Source organism: Streptococcus sanguinis, from assembly GCF_019929225.1.
Lineage (GTDB): Bacteria > Bacillota > Bacilli > Lactobacillales > Streptococcaceae > Streptococcus > Streptococcus sanguinis_J.
The window spans coordinates 146117-162991 of sequence record NZ_JAHZPA010000005.1 but is presented as its reverse complement, the minus strand read 5'-3'; the positions used below and the strand labels follow the sequence as shown (position 1 = coordinate 162991).

Below are 16875 nucleotides of genomic sequence, written 5' to 3'. Positions count from 1 at the left end.
AATACACACTGATTAGAAAATGAAGAAAGGTAAGAAATAGTGGTTGATGTAAATCGTTTTAAAAGTATGCAAATCACCCTAGCTTCTCCAAATAAGGTCCGTTCATGGTCTTATGGGGAAGTGAAGAAACCTGAAACAATCAATTACCGAACCCTGAAACCAGAACGCGAAGGCCTTTTTGACGAAGTGATCTTCGGTCCAACAAAGGACTGGGAATGTGCCTGTGGTAAGTACAAACGGATTCGTTACAAAGGAATCGTCTGTGACCGCTGTGGTGTTGAAGTAACTCGTGCTAAGGTTCGCCGTGAGCGCATGGGTCATATCGAATTGAAGGCACCTGTTTCACATATTTGGTACTTTAAAGGAATTCCAAGCCGCATGGGGCTCACTTTGGATATGAGCCCACGTGCCTTGGAAGAAGTCATTTATTTTGCGGCTTATGTGGTGATTGATCCTAAGGATACACCGCTAGAGCACAAGTCCATCATGACGGAGCGTGAGTACCGTGAGCGTTTACGCGAGTATGGTTCAGGCTCATTTGTAGCCAAAATGGGAGCAGAAGCTATTCAAGACCTCTTGAAACAAGTGGACTTGGAAGCTGAGATTGCTGTCCTCAAAGAAGAATTGAAAACTGCTTCAGGTCAAAAACGGATCAAGGCTGTCCGTCGTTTGGATGTCTTGGATGCCTTCTACAAGTCTGGCAACAAGCCAGAATGGATGGTTCTCAATATCCTACCGGTTATTCCGCCAGATTTGCGTCCGATGGTTCAGCTGGATGGTGGTCGTTTTGCGGCATCTGACCTCAATGATCTCTATCGCCGTGTTATCAACCGGAACAACCGTTTGGCTCGTTTGCTTGAGTTGAATGCACCTGGTATCATCGTTCAAAATGAGAAGCGGATGCTTCAGGAAGCGGTTGATGCTTTGATTGATAATGGTCGTCGGGGCCGTCCGATTACAGGACCAGGCAGCCGTCCACTTAAGTCTCTGAGCCACATGCTCAAAGGAAAACAAGGGCGTTTCCGTCAAAACTTGCTGGGTAAACGGGTTGACTTCTCAGGTCGTTCCGTTATCGCCGTTGGTCCTACTTTGAAAATGTATCAATGTGGTGTGCCGCGTGAAATGGCGATTGAGCTCTTCAAGCCGTTTGTCATGCGGGAAATCGTTGCCCGCGATATTGTGCAGAACGTAAAAGCTGCCAAACGCTTGGTAGAGCGTGGAGATGAGCGTATCTGGGATATCCTGGAAGAAGTGATCAAGGAACACCCAGTGCTTCTTAACCGCGCACCGACCCTTCACCGTTTGGGAATTCAGGCCTTTGAGCCAGTTCTGATTGATGGTAAAGCTCTTCGTTTGCATCCGCTGGTCTGTGAAGCCTACAATGCTGACTTTGACGGTGACCAAATGGCCATCCACGTACCATTGTCAGAGGAAGCCCAAGCTGAAGCTCGTATCCTCATGCTGGCTGCTGAGCACATCTTGAATCCGAAAGATGGTAAACCAGTTGTAACACCATCTCAGGATATGGTCTTGGGGAACTACTACCTAACCATGGAAGAGGCTGGCCGCGAAGGCGAAGGCATGATTTTCAAGGATATGGATGAAGCGGTGATGGCTCTCCGTAACGGCTATGTTCACTTGCATACTCGTGTTGGTATTGCAACCGATAGTCTTAATAAGCCTTGGACAGAAGACCAGAAGCATAAGATTTTGATTACAACTGTTGGTAAAATCCTCTTTAACGCGATTATGCCAGAGGAATTGCCTTACCTACAAGAGCCGACTAATGCTAACTTGACAGAAGGTGTGCCAGCTAAGTACTTCTTGGAGTCAGGGCAAGATATCAAGGAAGTCATTGAACAGCTTGAGATCAATGTTCCGTTTAAGAAGAAAAATCTTGGTAATATCATTGCGGAAATCTTTAAACGTTTCCGTACAACAGAAACATCTGCTCTTCTTGACCGCTTGAAGAACTTGGGTTATCACCATTCTACTTTGGCTGGTCTGACAGTGGGTATCGCTGATATCCCAGTTGTCGAAGACAAGGCTGAGATTATTGAAGAATCCCACAAGCGTGTTGAACAAATTACTAAACAATTCCGTCGCGGTATGATTACTGATGACGAACGCTACAATGCAGTGACTGCTGAGTGGCGGGCAGCTCGTGAGAAATTGGAAAAACGTTTGGTTGCCAACCAAGATCCGAAGAACCCTATCGTTATGATGATGGATTCTGGAGCTCGGGGTAACATCTCTAACTTCTCCCAGTTGGCCGGTATGCGTGGTCTGATGGCTGCGCCAAATGGACGTATCATGGAATTGCCAATCTTGTCTAACTTCCGTGAAGGGCTGTCCGTTCTGGAAATGTTCTTCTCTACCCACGGTGCTCGTAAGGGTATGACAGATACGGCCCTTAAGACTGCCGACTCAGGTTACCTGACTCGTCGTCTGGTTGACGTTGCCCAAGATGTGATTATCCGTGAAGATGACTGTGGTACAGATCGCGGCTTGCTCATCACTTCTATCACAGAAGGCAAGGAAATGATTGAGTCTCTGGAAGAGCGCCTAAATGGTCGTTACACTAAGAAAACAGTTAAACATCCAGAAACTGGTGCTGTCATTATTGGTCCAAATGAATTGATCACCGAAGACAAGGCGCGTGAAATCGTTAATGCTGGTGTTGAAGAAGTGACAATCCGCTCCGTCTTTACATGTAATACCCGCCACGGTGTCTGCCGTCACTGTTACGGTATCAACTTGGCAACGGGTGATGCGGTTGAAGTCGGTGAAGCAGTCGGAACCATCGCTGCCCAGTCTATCGGGGAGCCTGGTACACAGCTGACCATGCGGACCTTCCACACGGGTGGTGTTGCCTCTAATACCGATATCACGCAAGGTCTCCCTCGTGTCCAAGAAATCTTTGAAGCCCGCAATCCGAAAGGGGAAGCGGTCATCACTGAAGTCAAGGGTGAAATTACTGCTATCGAAGAAGATGCATCTACTCGTACCAAGAAGGTCTTTGTTAAAGGCCAAACTGGCGAAGGTGAATATGTGGTACCATTTACAGCCCGCATGAAGGTTGAAGTTGGCGACCAAGTCTCTCGTGGTGCTGCCTTGACTGAAGGTTCTATCCAACCTAAGCACTTGCTGGCTGTCCGTGATGTCTTGTCTGTTGAAACTTACCTGCTTGCTGAAGTACAGAAAGTTTACCGCAGCCAAGGGGTAGAAATCGGCGACAAACACATTGAGGTAATGGTTCGTCAAATGATTCGCAAGGTGCGCGTCATGGATCCAGGAGATACAGATCTTCTTATGGGAACTCTCATGGATATCACAGACTTTACAGATGCTAACCGTGATGTGGTTATCTCAGGTGGTGTGCCTGCGACAGCTCGTCCAGTCCTCATGGGAATTACCAAAGCTTCCCTTGAGACAAACAGCTTCTTGTCTGCAGCTTCCTTCCAGGAAACAACTCGTGTCCTGACAGATGCTGCTATCCGTGGTAAGAAAGACCACCTGCTCGGACTCAAGGAAAATGTTATCATCGGTAAGATTATCCCGGCTGGTACTGGTATGGCCCGCTATCGCAATCTGGAGCCTCAGGCTGTCAATGAAGTTGAAATTATCGACGAAGTGACAGAACTGCCAGGTGGATTTGAAACTGAAGAAAATATTGTTCTTAAATAAAGAACCTTCCCTCCCGAAAATCGGGAGGGATTTTTTGTTGCAGCCGATAATTTCTTGCTCACCACTAAATATTATCCTATAATAAACTTAGAAAGTTGTTTTTAAGTTCTCCTTTATGGATAAACAACTATAGAAGAAATACTCGAGATTTCCTGTTTCAGTTTTTCTATGATGCGAGACGCCATATTTATTTTTAATCAGGGAGGTAGCTGGTTTTTTGTAGTATAATAGCGCTAGGTTATACTATTTTAAAAATCCTAAAATAGTAGGAGGGGGAGATTTGAAATTTTAAAAAAGAGGAGATTGGTTTTAATGGTAGTGGTCGGAGGTTATAGAGAACGATAGCTGGCATTTATCCAGCTAGCTCATTCAGGAAGGGAGGATTTTGAAATATAAAGAATAGAAAACAATTAGATTACAAATAGAATAATATTTTATTACAATGAATAAAGATTAAAAAATATAGGTAAAAAACACAAAATTCTGCATAAAACAGGGCTTTAAGCCTATAAGTTCTTTCCTTTTTATTTATTTTTTTGAGAAAACCGAAAAATTTCAGCAATTTTAAGTTACAGTTAAGTTAAGAAAATTAAAATAATCTTAAATAAGTTACCAACATGTAAATTACTATTAAGAAAGTATAAAATAATAGTTCATGCTTTGATTATTGAAACGCTTGATGGTAAAATAACTAAGGTTACTTAAAGCAAACATTTTTTAGTAAAAAGTTAATATAACAATGTTGATTTTTGGTGAGGAAAAATGAAGAAAATTAAGGTAATGGTTGTTTTTGGAACTCGTCCAGAAGCAATTAAGATGGCTCCACTGGTTATTGAACTGAAGAAGCAGGCAGACTTGTTTGAGACAACAACAGTTGTGACTGCTCAGCATCGTCAGATGCTGGATCAGGTACTTGAAACTTTTAAGATTAAGCCTGATTATGATTTGGATATTATGGGGAAGAATCAAACCCTGACAGATATTACTGTCAAGATTCTTCATAAGTTGGATGATATCTTAAAGGAAAACAAGCCAGATATCATGCTGGTGCACGGTGATACGACAACGACTTTTGCGGCTAGTCTTGCAGCGTTTTATAATCAAGTTCGTATCGGCCACGTAGAAGCTGGGTTGCGGACTTGGAATAAATACTCTCCTTTCCCAGAAGAAATGAATCGTCAGATGACCGACTCTTTGACCGACTTGTATTTTGCACCAACGGATCAGAGTAAGGCTAACTTGCTCAAGGAAAACCATCCAGCAGAAACAGTTTTTGTGACAGGAAATACAGCTATCGACGCTCTCAAGCTGACCGTCCAGGCTGATTATCAGCACGAGGTGCTTGACCGTATTAATCCAGATCGCAAGATGATTTTGGTGACCATGCATCGCCGGGAAAATCAAGGTGAGCCGATGAGAAGGGTCTTTCGAACTCTACGGCAGATTGTAGATGTCCATGATGATGTGGAAATTGTCTATCCCGTTCACCTGAGCCCAGCGGTTCAGGAAGCGGCTAGAGAAATTCTGAGTGACAATGAGAAAATTCATCTGATTGAGCCTTTAGATGTGTTGGATTTCCATAATATCGCAGCTAAAAGCTACTTTATCATGTCAGACTCAGGCGGAGTGCAGGAAGAAGCGCCTTCCTTAGGTAAGCCTGTACTAGTACTTCGTGATACAACAGAGAGACCAGAAGGAGTTGAGGCCGGCACCTTGAAGCTGGTCGGTACAGAAACTCAAGCAGTAGCAGAGGCAATGGAAGCCCTGCTGACAGATGAGTCACTCTATCAGGAAATGGCCCAAGCCAGCAATCCGTATGGTGACGGTAAGGCTTCTGAGCGGATTGCTCAAGCTATTGCCCACTATTTTAAGCAAACAGCTAGACCAGAAGAATTTAAGACAGGAGTAAAAAATGTTTAGGAAAAAAGGACTAGAAAAATCATTAGCAGTCTTTGTACTGGCAATTGGACTAATTCTTTTCTACAGTTGGAATTTTGCAGCTAACATATTTTATATCGGAATCGCGCTGATTTTATTAGGTATTTTTAGTGTCTTTGTCCTATCTGATCTCTTGGTGACATGGGCTATGATTCTGGGTGTGGTTATCGCAACTCTGATCTTGCTCTTTGATGTAACCTACCTACCGGACAATCAAGTTCTCTTCTTGCTTTATGTCTTCCCTGTCAGTGCTTGGCTGACCAGCCGAGTGAATTTCTATCTCCATCAGCGCTTGGGATTAGTGCAGGATGACAGTGAAGATGCTGCTGAGGCCTATGAAGAAATGGTTCAGAAAGTAAATCAGAAACAAGCTCCAGCCTTTCAGGCCTTGCTGGTCCATTGGGCGCACAATCATCATTTTTATCAAATTCACTCTCGGGAGTACAAGCGGATGCTCAAGAGAATTTTACGACTGCTTAACTGGGACTTCCAGAATGTAGAAACAGTTTACTATGTATCCAATGGTAACTTTCTCGTTCTGGTAGAAGATCTGGATCAGGAAGTCAAGGAATATTTCCAAGAGAAAGTGCGTGACGATTTAACGATGATGCACTTTGAGAATAAGAAAACTGACCAAAAAATTCAGTTTCAGTCCGGCAGTTTAAAACTTAATGCTCAAAACATTGACAAATTCCATAATTTCGATGACGCTTTGAGCAATCTGGAGCGTCAGCTTGAAACCGACATTATCGTAGAATACTAGGAGGTAAACACATGTCTTTAACAGAAGTATTTTTTATCATCTCTATGGTGCTAAGTATCTTTTTTGCTATTAGCTTTTTGGTCCTCTTCATTTATTATCTGGTTATTTACAATCGGGTCAATAAAAATTTTAGGGCGGTGACTCGTCATGATTAGTCAACTTATTATGATTGTCACTCTGTTCTCTATCTGGATGTCTCTGGCTTGGGCTTTGGTAATTTTATGTTCTTCCGTGCATTTCTGGATGAAACGCAGTGACTTCAACGTGGATACCAGCCCATTGGAACATTATCCTATGGTTACTGTCGTTGTCCCAGCTCACAATGAAGATGTGGTTATCGCTCAGACAACTAAGGCCATTCTGGACTTGGACTATCCTCATGACCGAGTGGAAGTTCTGCTCTTTGCGGACAACTGCTCGGATGACACTTATCAAGAAATGCTGAAAGTTCAGGCTATGCCTGAGTACGCTGGACGCAATATTACAATTACAGACCGTACTGGTACGGGAGGTAAGGCAGGGGTGCTGAATGACGCCCTGAAGATGGCCAAGGGTGAATATATCTGTGTCTATGATGCGGATGCCATGCCAGAAAAGAATGCTCTTTACTTCCTAGTCAAGAAAGTTTTGGAAGATCCAGAACGCCACGTTGCTTCTTTCGGACGCAACAAGACTCGGAATGCCAATCAGAACTTCCTGACACGTTGTATCAACCAAGAAATCGTTGTAACTCAGCGTGTTTACCACGTAGGTATGTGGCACCTCTTTAAGATTGGGCGGATTCCAGGTACGAACTTCTTGATTAACACTGAGTTTGTTAAGAGTATCGGTGGTTGGAAAAATGGTGCCTTGACAGAGGATACGGAAATTTCCTTTAAGATTATGCAGAGCGGCAAGCTGATTGCTTTGGCTTATAACTCAGAGGCCTTCCAACAAGAGCCAGAAACCCTCAAGTCCTACTACATGCAGCGTAAGCGCTGGGCTAAGGGGAATTACGAGGTAGTTCTTGCCAACTTCAAACATCTTTTTAGTGGCGGTAACTGGCGCGTGAAACTGGAAGTGTTCAATTATTCTTGTATCTTCTTCTGGTTTAATTTGGCAATTGTCTTATCTGACTTGGTTTTCTTTGCTAACGTAGCCGCAATGATTACCCAGCTCTTTGTACCGGATGTGCGGATTCCTTTCGCTTTTGATGCTCAGAATATCTATATCGTCCAGCTGATGCTCTTTAACTGGCTTCTGATGATTTTGCTTTATCTTTTGCAGATCAATATCGCCCTGGCTTCTCAGTTTGGACAGGCGACCACCAAACAGATTTGGCTGGCTCTTGTGTCCTATTTGACTTACTCTCAGCTCTTTATCGTTGTTTCTTTAGATGCAGTAGGATCTGTTATCTTGGACAAGATTTTGAAGCGGAAAGAAACCAAGTGGGTTAAAACAAAACGATTTGCAGGTTAGGAGAAAGTGTGAAAAGAACAAGATTAAGATTTATTTGGTTTGTGACAATTCTGGCTGTTTTGGCTGGTATCCTGTTGTACACCCGCATGGGCAGTACTCCTAATATCAAAAAGAAGATATACAGCCAATGGTCTAAAGAATATGTCGTAACCAAGGACAAATTGTCTTATATCAGGACGACAAACAGTAAGACTGAAGATGTTGTGCTGTCTGAGGCACAGGGTTATGGCATGGTGATTGCTGTGGATGCAGCTAAGCAAGGCGATGCCAGTTCGGCTGATTTTGAAAAGCTCTACCAATATTATCTAGCTCATCGTCTGAAAGATACCCAACTCATGTCTTGGAAACAGACGATTAAGGATGGTAAGAGCAACCATGAAGACGAAAACAATGCTACAGACGGCGATCTCTACATTGCCTATGCTTTGATTCAGGCGGCTAAACAGTGGCCGGACAAGGCTAAAGAATATCAAGCTCAGGCTCAGGCTATTCTGAAAGATGTCTTGGCTTATAACTATAATGAAAGCAATGGCGTTTTGACGGTTGGGAACTGGGCAAATGCAGAATCAAAATTTTATAATCTCATGCGGACTTCTGATACCTTGCCGCAGCAGTTCCAAGCTTTCTATGAGCTGACAAAGGATAAGCAGTGGCTGACAATCCGAGATAACATGCTCAGCAAACTTGAAGCAATCAGCGCTGATAACAAGACTGGTTTGATACCAGACTTTATCTGGGTTGACGGTGACAAAGTTCGGGCTGCTGAGCCTGATACGGTTGAGTCTGCAAATGATGGCTATTATTCTTATAATGCATGCCGGCTTCCTTACAACCTGGCTCAAAGCAAGGATGAAAAAAGTCAAAAAATGCTGAAGAAGATGTTGAGCTTCTTCCTCAATCAAGAAAAGATTTATGCGGGCTACAACCTGAAAGGCAAGGCTCTCAATAGCAATCAGGCTGGCAGCTTTACCGCACCAGTATTCTATGCGGCTAACAACAATATAGAATTCCGCAAATTAGTACAGCAGAATAAATATCTCTTCATGCAAGGTTTGCCGTCAGACAATTACTATGACGCAGCTGTGACAACGATGGTTGCTTTAGAAACGTTATAATGCAGAAACAAGCAGAATAAAAATTTTGCTTAAGATCATGCAGACAATAGGGTGGGACAAAACGGTGTTTGTCCCACTTTTTTTGGAGGAAAAACCTTGCGATTTTTTTCACAAACTGTTAAAATAAAATGGAAAACATTCATCATAACATAACAATAGAAAGGATAGCCTATGAAAGCCTATACTTATGTTAAGCCGGGATTTGCCCAGTTTATAGATGTTGATAAACCTGTCGTACGCAAGCCAACAGACGCTATTGTCCGTATGGTTAAGACCACTATCTGCGGGACTGATCTTCATATTATTAAAGGAGACGTACCTGCCTGCAAGAGCGGTACTATTCTGGGACATGAAGGCATCGGTATTGTTGAAGAAGTTGGTGACAGTGTAACCAATTTCAAGAAGGGCGATAAGGTTCTGATTTCCTGTGTTTGTGCCTGTGGCAAGTGCTATTATTGCAAGAAGGGCATTTATGCCCATTGTGAAGATGAAGGTGGATGGATTTTCGGGCATTTGATTGACGGAACTCAAGCTGAGTATCTGCGCGTGCCGCATGCTGATAATACTCTCTATCACACACCGTCTGATTTATCAGATGAAGCCTTAGTCATGCTGTCAGACATCCTGCCAACAGCTTATGAAATAGGAGTTTTAAAAGGTAAAGTAGAGCCTGGATGTACAGTAGCTATCGTTGGCTCTGGGCCAATTGGTCTCGCGTCTCTGCTGACAGCTCAGTTTTATTCTCCGTCAAAGATTATCATGGTTGACATCGATGAGAATCGTTTAGATACGGCCATGGCCTTTGGGGCAACAGATAAGGTAAATTCAGCGAATGCTGAAAAAGCTGTGCAGGCTATCTTTGACTTGACAGATGGACGTGGAGTTGATGTAGCCATTGAAGCAGTAGGGATTCCAGACAGTTTTGATCTTTGTCAGAAAGTCATTGCCGTTGATGGAACCATTGCTAACTGTGGAGTTCATGGCAAACCTGTAGAGTTTGAGTTAGATCGGCTCTGGATTCGAAATATCAATGTGACGACCGGGCTGGTATCTACCAATACTACTCCACAGCTGCTAAAGGCTCTGGAAAGTCATAAGATTGAGCCAGAAAAGCTAGTGACTCATTACTTTAAGTTGAGTGAAATTGAAGAAGCTTTCAAGGTTTTCGGCCAAGCTGCGAACCATCATGCCATTAAGGTTATTATAGAAAATGACCTCTCTCCAGTCCAATAAAATTCTTAAGTTGTCTTTTACCTATCCCTTTTAATCTTTGGTTAAAAGGGTTTTTTATATTGTTTTCTGATTTTGAGCAAAATAGTTTTGTTCGTCAAAGAATTCATATATAATATACGGTACAAAGAGAGGACGAGTATGTTTTGTGTAATTGAGATGTACGGGGACTATGAACCGTGGTGGTTCCTGGATGGCTGGGAAGAGGATATCGTTGCAAAAAAGCAGTTCGATGATTATTATGAAGCCCTTAAGTATTATAAAAACCGCTGGCTGCAAATGGCAGACCAGTCACCTTTGTATAAGAGCCGCAGTGATTTAATGACAATTTTTTGGGATCCGGAGGATCAGCGCTGGTGCGAGGAGTGCGATGAGAATGTTCAGCAGTATCATTCGCTGTTTTTGCTGGAGAATGAGTGCAAGATTCCTAAGAGCAAGTATCGGCCAGGCTATACTAAGCAGAACGGCCTTGAAAAGCACCGAGCTTGCTCAGTCAAACTAAAATCCGCTAAGCCTCTTTAAATCGAAAGAATATATTTTGCAAATCTGATAATAGAGCAGCAGAAGAGACCTAACTTGTTAGAAGTTAAGTTTCTTCTGCTGTTTTTTCTTTTTCTGGATTTTTTGCGAATAGTAAGGTGAGGAGGATGTATGGTTCAAGAAATTGCAAAAGAAATGATTAGGCAGGCTCGGCAAGAGGGGGCGCAGGATATTTACCTCATTCCTAAGACTACTTGCTATGAGCTTTATATGAGAATCGGTGATGAACGTCGCTTTATAAAAACTTATGATTTCGAGATTCTGTCAGCTGTTATCAGCCACTTTAAGTTTGTCGCAGGTATGAATGTTGGAGAGAAGCGCCGAAGTCAGCTGGGGTCTTGCGATTATGACTGTGAGGAAGCCAAGGTTTCAATCCGGCTGTCGACAGTTGGGGATTACCGTGGTTTTGAAAGTCTGGTCATCCGACTCCTGCATGACGAAGACAGGGAGCTGCGCTTTTGGTTTGAGCAATTGCCGGAGCTGCGCAAGAAAATTCAGGCTCGCGGTCTCTATCTTTTTTCGGGTCCTGTTGGCAGTGGCAAGACGACCTTGATGTACCATTTGGCTCAGCTCAAATTTTCTGGCCAGCAGGTTATGTCGATTGAAGATCCGGTTGAGATTAAGCAAGAGGCTATGCTGCAGCTGCAGCTGAACGAAACCATTGGCATGACTTATGACAGTCTAATTAAGCTGTCTCTGCGACATCGGCCGGATCTTTTGATTATCGGGGAAATCCGTGATCGAGAGACAGCTAGAGCAGTGGTTCGGGCAAGTTTGACCGGAGCTACGGTCTTTTCAACAATTCATGCCAAGAGTGTTCGCGGTGTCTATGAGCGGCTTTTGGAATTGGGCGTTAGCGAGGACGAGCTAAGAATGGTGCTTCAAGGTGTTTGTTACCAGCGTTTAATTGGGGGAGGAGGTGTCGTTGATTTTGTCAGTCAAAACTATCAAGAGCACGAAGCCGCAGTCTGGAATCAGCAGATTGATCAGCTTTTTGCAGAAGGACATATCAGTGTTGAGCAAAGGCAGACAGAAAAAATTGTCTACGCCTAAGCAGAAAAAGATTGTTGAGCTCTTTCATAATCTCTTCAGCAGCGGTTTTCACTTAGCAGAGATTGTAGACTTTCTGAGACGAAGTGCCTTGCTGGAGGAAGTGTATGTCGCAGAAATGCGGGCAGGCTTGTCAGCTGGTCAGTCCTTTTCAGAGATTGTCAGTCGACTGGGATTTTCCGACAGCGTTGTAACCCAGCTTTCCTTATCTGAGCTGCATGGCAATCTGACACTTAGTCTGGGCAAAATTGAGGCCTATCTGGAAAATCTGTCCAAGGTTAAGAAAAAATTGATAGAGGTAGGGACCTATCCTCTCATGCTGCTGGGCTTTTTGGTCCTTATCATGCTGGGCTTGCGCAACTATCTTCTGCCTCAATTGGACAGCCAGAATCTAGCTACCCGGCTGATTAATCACCTGCCTCAGATCTTTTTGTGGAGCAGCTTTGCTTTAGCTGTCTTGGTTTCATTGGCTGTCTTTTACTATCGAAAGTCTTCCAAGATTCGTTTTTTCAGCAAACTAGCAGCTCTGCCCTTTATTGGACGTTTGGTACAGGCTTACTTGACCGCTTATTATGCTCGTGAATGGGGAAATATGATTGGCCAGGGCTTGGAACTGAGTCAGATTTTTGCGATTATGCAGGAGCAGCCTTCCCAGCTCTTTCAGGAAATAGGAGAAGATATGGCTGCTGCTTTGCAAGGCGGTCAAGGCTATGCGGACAAGGTGGCGAGCTATCCTTTCTTTAAGAAAGAATTGTCCCTGATGATCGAGTATGGTGAGGTAAAGTCCAAGTTGGGGAGTGAACTGGAAGTCTATGCTGAAAAGACTTGGGAGGAATTTTTCCTACGTATCAACCGGGCCATGAATTTCATTCAGCCCTTAGTATTTATTTTTGTTGCCTTAGTGATTGTTTTACTTTATGCGGCAATGCTCTTGCCCATTTATCAGAATATGGAGGTTCATTTGTAATGAAAAAACTTAATACCTTAAAAGTTCAAGCATTCACCCTTGTGGAAATGCTGATTGTCTTACTGGTTATCAGCGTACTCTTGCTGCTCTTTGTGCCTAATCTGACCAAGCAAAAAGATGCTGTTTCAGATACAGGAACTGCAGCGGTGGTCAAGGTAGTAGAAAGCCAGGCGGAGCTGTATGAATTGAAGAATACCAATGAAAAGGCTAGTCTGAGCAAGCTGGTCAGCGCAGGAAATATTAGCCAGAAGCAGGCAGATTCTTATAAGGCTTACTATGGAAAACACAGTGGTGAAACTCAAACGGTTGCCAATTAAGGCTTTTACGCTGCTGGAAAGTCTCCTCGTTCTTTTTGTCGTTAGTTTTCTACTACTAGGCTTATCTGGCTCGGTGAGGGCTGGCTTCAATCAGGTTCAAGAGCAACTCTTCTTTTTAGAATTTGAGCGGCTCTATCAGGAGACGCAGAGGCTGAGCTTAGCTGGGCATGAGAAGCTTTCTATCAAGATTTCAGGACGGCAGATTTCCAATGGCTATCAAGAGCTGGATTTTCCACAAACTTTGCAGGAACATGAGCAGCAGGTCATTCAGTTTGACCGGGCTGGGGGAAATTCATCGCTCAGCAAAATTACTTTTCAGACGGAGGACAGGACAGTTGTTTACCAGCTTTATATGGGCAATGGCAAGTTTAAAAAGACGACATCTTCAAGCTAGCATTCTGCTGGAAGCTCTGGTAGCCATGGCAGTTTTTGCGGCTATTGCCAGTCTGCTTCTGGGCCAGATTAGCCGGTCTCGTAAAGAGCAGCAGATCCTTCTGCAGCAGGAAGAGGTGCTTCGGATAGCTCGTATGGCCCTGCAAACAGGACAAGAAGAGCTTCATATCAATGGAATTGCTGTGCGTCAGCTTAAGACAGATAAGCAGCTGCTAGTCTATCACGAAGGGGAGGTAGTCATCCGTGTCCAAAAACCTTAAAGTCAAGGCCTTTACTCTCTTGGAGGCTTTAGTAGCCTTGCTGGTTCTCAGTGGCGGTGTGTTAGTCTTTCAGGCCATGACCCAGCTCTTATCTTCAGAACTGCATCAGCAGGAAAACAATCAGCAGCAAGAGTGGCTTTTGTTTACCGACCAACTGGAGACGGAGCTTTCTCGAAGTCAATTTGACAAGGTAGAAGACAATAAAATCTACATCAGACAAGATGGCAGGGACCTGGCCTTGGGTAAATCTAAGGGCGATGATTTCCGTAAAACAGATAAGAGTGGTCGCGGCTACCAGCCGATGATTTATGGTTTGGAAGCAGCTGATGTGCGTCAGGACGGTAAGCTTGTCCATCTTCATTTTCGCTTTGAAAAAGGCTTAGAGAGGGAGTTCGTCTATCGTGTGGAAGAAGAAAGTTGAGGCAGGTATTTTACTGTATGCGCTGCTGATGGCCGCAGTCTTTAGCCTGCTCCTGCAGTTTTATCTCAACCGTCAAGTCAGCAGTCAGCGTTTGCAGCTTTTCAACAGGGAAAGGACGGAAGCCTATGCAATGGCAGTTCTGACAAAAGCTACAGCCAAGGATGATAGCGGTGAGATGGAGTTTGAGCAAGGCAAGGCGGCCTACCGTAAGGAAGGGAAGGAACTGGAAATCAGCAGTCAGCTCAGCAGCGGGCATTCCTATTCCTTTACTTTTACCATTTCTAAGAAGGAGGAGGAGAAAGCTAAGGAAGACAAGAAACCAACTGACAAAAAAGAGAAAGCAATTTCGGACGAAGCTGGTAAGTCGGACTAATATAACTGTAAAATCTTTGTAATTTTATATATCTTGGAAAGGGGCCTTATTTTTGGTATGATAGGATGAACGGAGGATTCCATGAATTTTGAAAAGATAGAACAAGCTTATACTCTGATTCTCGAAAACGTCCAGAATATCCAAAACACTCTGGCGACCAATTTTTACGATGCTCTGATTGAGCAGAACGGCATTTACCTAGATGGAGATACTGACTTACAAGAAGTTCTGGTCAACGATGAAAAAATCCGCGCTCTGCATTTGACCAAGGAAGAGTGGCGGAGAGCCTATCAGTTTATCCTGATGAAGGCTGCCCAGACGGAGCCCATGCAGGTCAACCATCAGTTCACTCCTGATACAATTGGTTTTCTGATTACTTTCCTGCTGGACCAGCTAGCTCACGGAGAGGAAGCTGATGTATTAGAAATCGGCAGCGGGACTGGAAATTTGACGGAGACTGTTCTCAATCATACCCAAAAGAAGATTGACTACTTAGGTCTGGAGCTAGATGATTTATTAATTGACCTTTCTGCCAGCATTGCAGAGGTTATGAACTCTAAGGCTCACTTTGCTCAGGGGGATGCAGTTCGACCTCAGGTTCTGAAAGAGAGTGATATCATTATCAGTGATTTACCGGTTGGTTATTATCCAGACGACAGTATCGCCTCCCGCTATGAAGTGGCTAGTCCGGATGAGCACACTTATGCCCATCATCTCCTGATGGAGCAATCACTCAAATATCTGAAGCCAGGTGGTTATGCTATATTTCTGGCGCCAAATGACCTCTTGACCAGCGCTCAAGCTCCGTTGCTGAAAAAATGGCTCCTAGCTAAGGCTCAGTTTATCGCGATGATAACTTTGCCAGAGTCTATTTTCTCAAGCAGCAAGCATGCCAAAACTCTTTTTGTCTTGAGGAAGCAAGAAGCTAACAACGTTCAGCCTTTTATCTATCCTCTGCGGGATTTGCAGGATCATGATGAAATGTTTAAATTCCGCCAAAGTTTTCAAAACTGGTACAAAGATAGTGAAATTCAAACAAAATTTTGATATAATGATTTTGAAAACGCTTAAAGAGGTGAAGAAATGTCGAAAACAATTTCTATTAATGCAGGAAGCTCAAGCTTAAAATGGCAACTTTATCAGATGCCAGAAGAAAAGGTCTTGGCTAAGGGCTTGCTGGAACGGATTGGTCTCAAGGATTCTATTTCAACAGTGAAATTTGACGGTCGGTCAGAGAAGCAGGTTCTTGATATTGAAGATCACACGCAGGCCGTAAAAATTTTGCTGGATGATTTGAAACGCTTTAATATCATTGAATCTTATGATGAGATTACCGGTGTGGGCCATCGTGTTGTGGCTGGCGGTGAATACTTTAAGGATTCAGCCCTTGTTGATGAAGAAGTGATTCAAAAGGTAGAGGAGTTGTCTCTTCTGGCTCCATTGCATAATCCAGCCAACGCTGCAGGCATCCGTGCGTTTAGAGAAATTCTGCCAGACATCACCAGCGTGGTAGTCTTTGACACCTCTTTCCATACAACTATGCCAGAAAAAGCTTATCGCTATCCGATTCCGACTAAATATTACACTGAAAATAAGGTTCGCAAGTACGGAGCTCACGGTACCAGCCATGAGTATGTAGCGAAAGAAGCTGCTAAAGTTTTGGGTCGTCCGATTGAAGAACTCAAGCTTATCACCTGCCATATCGGTAATGGAGCTTCCATCACAGCAGTTGACAAGGGCGTTTCTGTAGATACCTCTATGGGATTCACACCACTTGGCGGCGTCATGATGGGAACGCGGACTGGGGATATCGACCCAGCTATCATTCCTTACCTGATGCAATACACAGATGACTTTAATACTCCGGAAGATATTAGCCGCGTTTTGAATCGTGAATCTGGCTTGCTTGGAGTTTCTGAGAAGTCAAGTGATATGCGTGATATCCATGAGGCGATGCGGGCAGGTGATGCCAAGGCTCAATTAGCCAACGACATTTTTGTAGACCGGATTCAAAAATACATTGGTCAGTATCTTGCCGTCTTGAATGGAGCTGATGCTATCATCTTTACCGCAGGAATCGGTGAAAATTCTGTGACCATTCGTGAACTGGTTATTAATGGTATTTCTTGGTTTGGCTGTAACGTAGATCTAGAAAAGAATGTGCGTGGTGCAGAGGGCGTGATTTCCAGTCCTGATGCCAAGGTCAAAGTCTTGGTTATCCCGACTGACGAAGAATTGGTCATCGCGCGTGAAGTTGAACGTTTTAAAACTCAATAAATCCAAAAGCTCAGTTTGACTGGGCTTTTTATATGCTTTAAGAAAGGATTTTCTTGGTTGCTGGCCTTGAAAACATTGAGCGATTC

General features: G+C 43.7%; 17 protein-coding genes. All 17 read left to right on the top strand.

Translation table 11 applies throughout. The features are described from left to right. Window positions 1–39: 39 nt before the first annotated feature. A complete protein-coding gene (gene rpoC / locus K1I80_RS09235; protein WP_223313661.1) occupies window positions 40–3687 on the top strand; it encodes a DNA-directed RNA polymerase subunit beta' in 3648 nt (1215 codons plus the stop codon). 762 nt (window positions 3688–4449) lie between these two features. After that, a complete protein-coding gene (gene wecB, locus K1I80_RS09230; RefSeq protein WP_223313660.1) occupies window positions 4450–5607 on the top strand; it encodes a non-hydrolyzing UDP-N-acetylglucosamine 2-epimerase in 1158 nt (385 codons plus the stop codon). Further along, on the top strand, window positions 5600–6388 hold the full coding sequence (locus K1I80_RS09225) for a hypothetical protein (protein ID WP_002896779.1): 789 nt from the start codon (window positions 5600–5602) through the stop codon (window positions 6386–6388). The genes wecB and K1I80_RS09225 overlap by 8 nt, the downstream gene beginning before the upstream one ends. 11 nt (window positions 6389–6399) lie before the next feature. Next, on the top strand, window positions 6400–6543 hold the full coding sequence (locus K1I80_RS09220) for a hypothetical protein (protein ID WP_002896778.1): 144 nt from the start codon (window positions 6400–6402) through the stop codon (window positions 6541–6543). Beyond that, window positions 6536–7846 (top strand): glycosyltransferase family 2 protein, encoded by a 1311-nt coding sequence (locus K1I80_RS09215; RefSeq protein WP_002896777.1) that lies wholly within the window; start codon window positions 6536–6538, stop codon window positions 7844–7846. The genes K1I80_RS09220 and K1I80_RS09215 overlap by 8 nt, the downstream gene beginning before the upstream one ends. 8 nt (window positions 7847–7854) lie before the next feature. Then, on the top strand, window positions 7855–8961 hold the full coding sequence (locus K1I80_RS09210) for a glycosyl hydrolase family 8 (RefSeq protein ID WP_223313659.1): 1107 nt from the start codon (window positions 7855–7857) through the stop codon (window positions 8959–8961). Between the two features lie 171 nt (window positions 8962–9132). Continuing rightward, a complete protein-coding gene (locus K1I80_RS09205; protein WP_002898647.1) occupies window positions 9133–10194 on the top strand; it encodes a zinc-dependent alcohol dehydrogenase family protein in 1062 nt (353 codons plus the stop codon). A 138-nt stretch (window positions 10195–10332) separates the two neighbouring features. After that, window positions 10333–10713 carry a DUF1033 family protein gene (locus K1I80_RS09200; protein WP_223313658.1) on the top strand — a complete coding sequence of 127 codons (381 nt, stop codon included), beginning with the start codon at window positions 10333–10335 and terminating at the stop codon, window positions 10711–10713. 129 nt (window positions 10714–10842) lie between these two features. Further along, window positions 10843–11784: a competence type IV pilus ATPase ComGA gene (gene comGA / locus K1I80_RS09195; RefSeq protein ID WP_223313657.1), complete on the top strand. Its 942-nt coding sequence runs from the start codon at window positions 10843–10845 to the stop codon at window positions 11782–11784. Continuing rightward, window positions 11714–12748 carry a competence type IV pilus assembly protein ComGB gene (gene comGB / locus K1I80_RS09190; RefSeq protein ID WP_263280762.1) on the top strand — a complete coding sequence of 345 codons (1035 nt, stop codon included), beginning with the start codon at window positions 11714–11716 and terminating at the stop codon, window positions 12746–12748. The genes comGA and comGB overlap by 71 nt, the downstream gene beginning before the upstream one ends. Beyond that, window positions 12748–13065: a competence type IV pilus major pilin ComGC gene (gene comGC / locus K1I80_RS09185; RefSeq protein ID WP_223313655.1), complete on the top strand. Its 318-nt coding sequence runs from the start codon at window positions 12748–12750 to the stop codon at window positions 13063–13065. The genes comGB and comGC overlap by 1 nt, the downstream gene beginning before the upstream one ends. Continuing rightward, complete coding sequence (comGD, locus tag K1I80_RS09180) at window positions 13025–13459, top strand: competence type IV pilus minor pilin ComGD (protein WP_223313654.1); 435 nt, start codon at window positions 13025–13027, stop codon at window positions 13457–13459. Before comGC ends, comGD begins: the two co-directional genes overlap by 41 nt. Continuing rightward, window positions 13425–13718: a competence type IV pilus minor pilin ComGE gene (gene comGE / locus K1I80_RS09175; protein ID WP_223313653.1), complete on the top strand. Its 294-nt coding sequence runs from the start codon at window positions 13425–13427 to the stop codon at window positions 13716–13718. Before comGD ends, comGE begins: the two co-directional genes overlap by 35 nt. Then, window positions 13702–14139, top strand: a complete 438-nt coding sequence (comGF, locus tag K1I80_RS09170; RefSeq protein ID WP_002927109.1) for a competence type IV pilus minor pilin ComGF — start codon at window positions 13702–13704, stop codon at window positions 14137–14139. The genes comGE and comGF overlap by 17 nt, the downstream gene beginning before the upstream one ends. Next, window positions 14120–14512, top strand: coding sequence for a competence type IV pilus minor pilin ComGG (comGG, locus tag K1I80_RS09165; RefSeq protein ID WP_223313652.1), 393 nt, complete (start codon window positions 14120–14122; stop codon window positions 14510–14512). The genes comGF and comGG overlap by 20 nt, the downstream gene beginning before the upstream one ends. 81 nt (window positions 14513–14593) lie before the next feature. Beyond that, window positions 14594–15559: a class I SAM-dependent methyltransferase gene (locus K1I80_RS09160; protein ID WP_223313651.1), complete on the top strand. Its 966-nt coding sequence runs from the start codon at window positions 14594–14596 to the stop codon at window positions 15557–15559. Window positions 15560–15595: 36 nt separating this feature from the next. Beyond that, window positions 15596–16789 carry an acetate kinase gene (locus K1I80_RS09155; protein ID WP_223313650.1) on the top strand — a complete coding sequence of 398 codons (1194 nt, stop codon included), beginning with the start codon at window positions 15596–15598 and terminating at the stop codon, window positions 16787–16789. Window positions 16790–16875 lie beyond the last annotated feature (86 nt).

What these genes read in the sequence shown, in the direction of transcription:
- wecB (WP_223313660.1), top strand. Translation starts at nt 4,450, where the DNA reads ATGAAGAAAATTAAGGTAATGGTTGTTTTTGGAACTCGTCCAGAAGCA.
- K1I80_RS09225 (WP_002896779.1), top strand. Translation starts at nt 5,600, where the DNA reads ATGTTTAGGAAAAAAGGACTAGAAAAATCATTAGCAGTCTTTGTACTG.
- K1I80_RS09220 (WP_002896778.1), top strand. Translation starts at nt 6,400, where the DNA reads ATGTCTTTAACAGAAGTATTTTTTATCATCTCTATGGTGCTAAGTATC.
- K1I80_RS09215 (WP_002896777.1), top strand. Translation starts at nt 6,536, where the DNA reads ATGATTAGTCAACTTATTATGATTGTCACTCTGTTCTCTATCTGGATG.
- K1I80_RS09205 (WP_002898647.1), top strand. Translation starts at nt 9,133, where the DNA reads ATGAAAGCCTATACTTATGTTAAGCCGGGATTTGCCCAGTTTATAGAT.
- K1I80_RS09200 (WP_223313658.1), top strand. Translation starts at nt 10,333, where the DNA reads ATGTTTTGTGTAATTGAGATGTACGGGGACTATGAACCGTGGTGGTTC.
- comGA (WP_223313657.1), top strand. Translation starts at nt 10,843, where the DNA reads ATGGTTCAAGAAATTGCAAAAGAAATGATTAGGCAGGCTCGGCAAGAG.
- comGC (WP_223313655.1), top strand. Translation starts at nt 12,748, where the DNA reads ATGAAAAAACTTAATACCTTAAAAGTTCAAGCATTCACCCTTGTGGAA.
- comGD (WP_223313654.1), top strand. Translation starts at nt 13,025, where the DNA reads ATGGAAAACACAGTGGTGAAACTCAAACGGTTGCCAATTAAGGCTTTT.
- comGE (WP_223313653.1), top strand. Translation starts at nt 13,425, where the DNA reads ATGGCAAGTTTAAAAAGACGACATCTTCAAGCTAGCATTCTGCTGGAA.
- K1I80_RS09160 (WP_223313651.1), top strand. Translation starts at nt 14,594, where the DNA reads ATGAATTTTGAAAAGATAGAACAAGCTTATACTCTGATTCTCGAAAAC.
- K1I80_RS09155 (WP_223313650.1), top strand. Translation starts at nt 15,596, where the DNA reads ATGTCGAAAACAATTTCTATTAATGCAGGAAGCTCAAGCTTAAAATGG.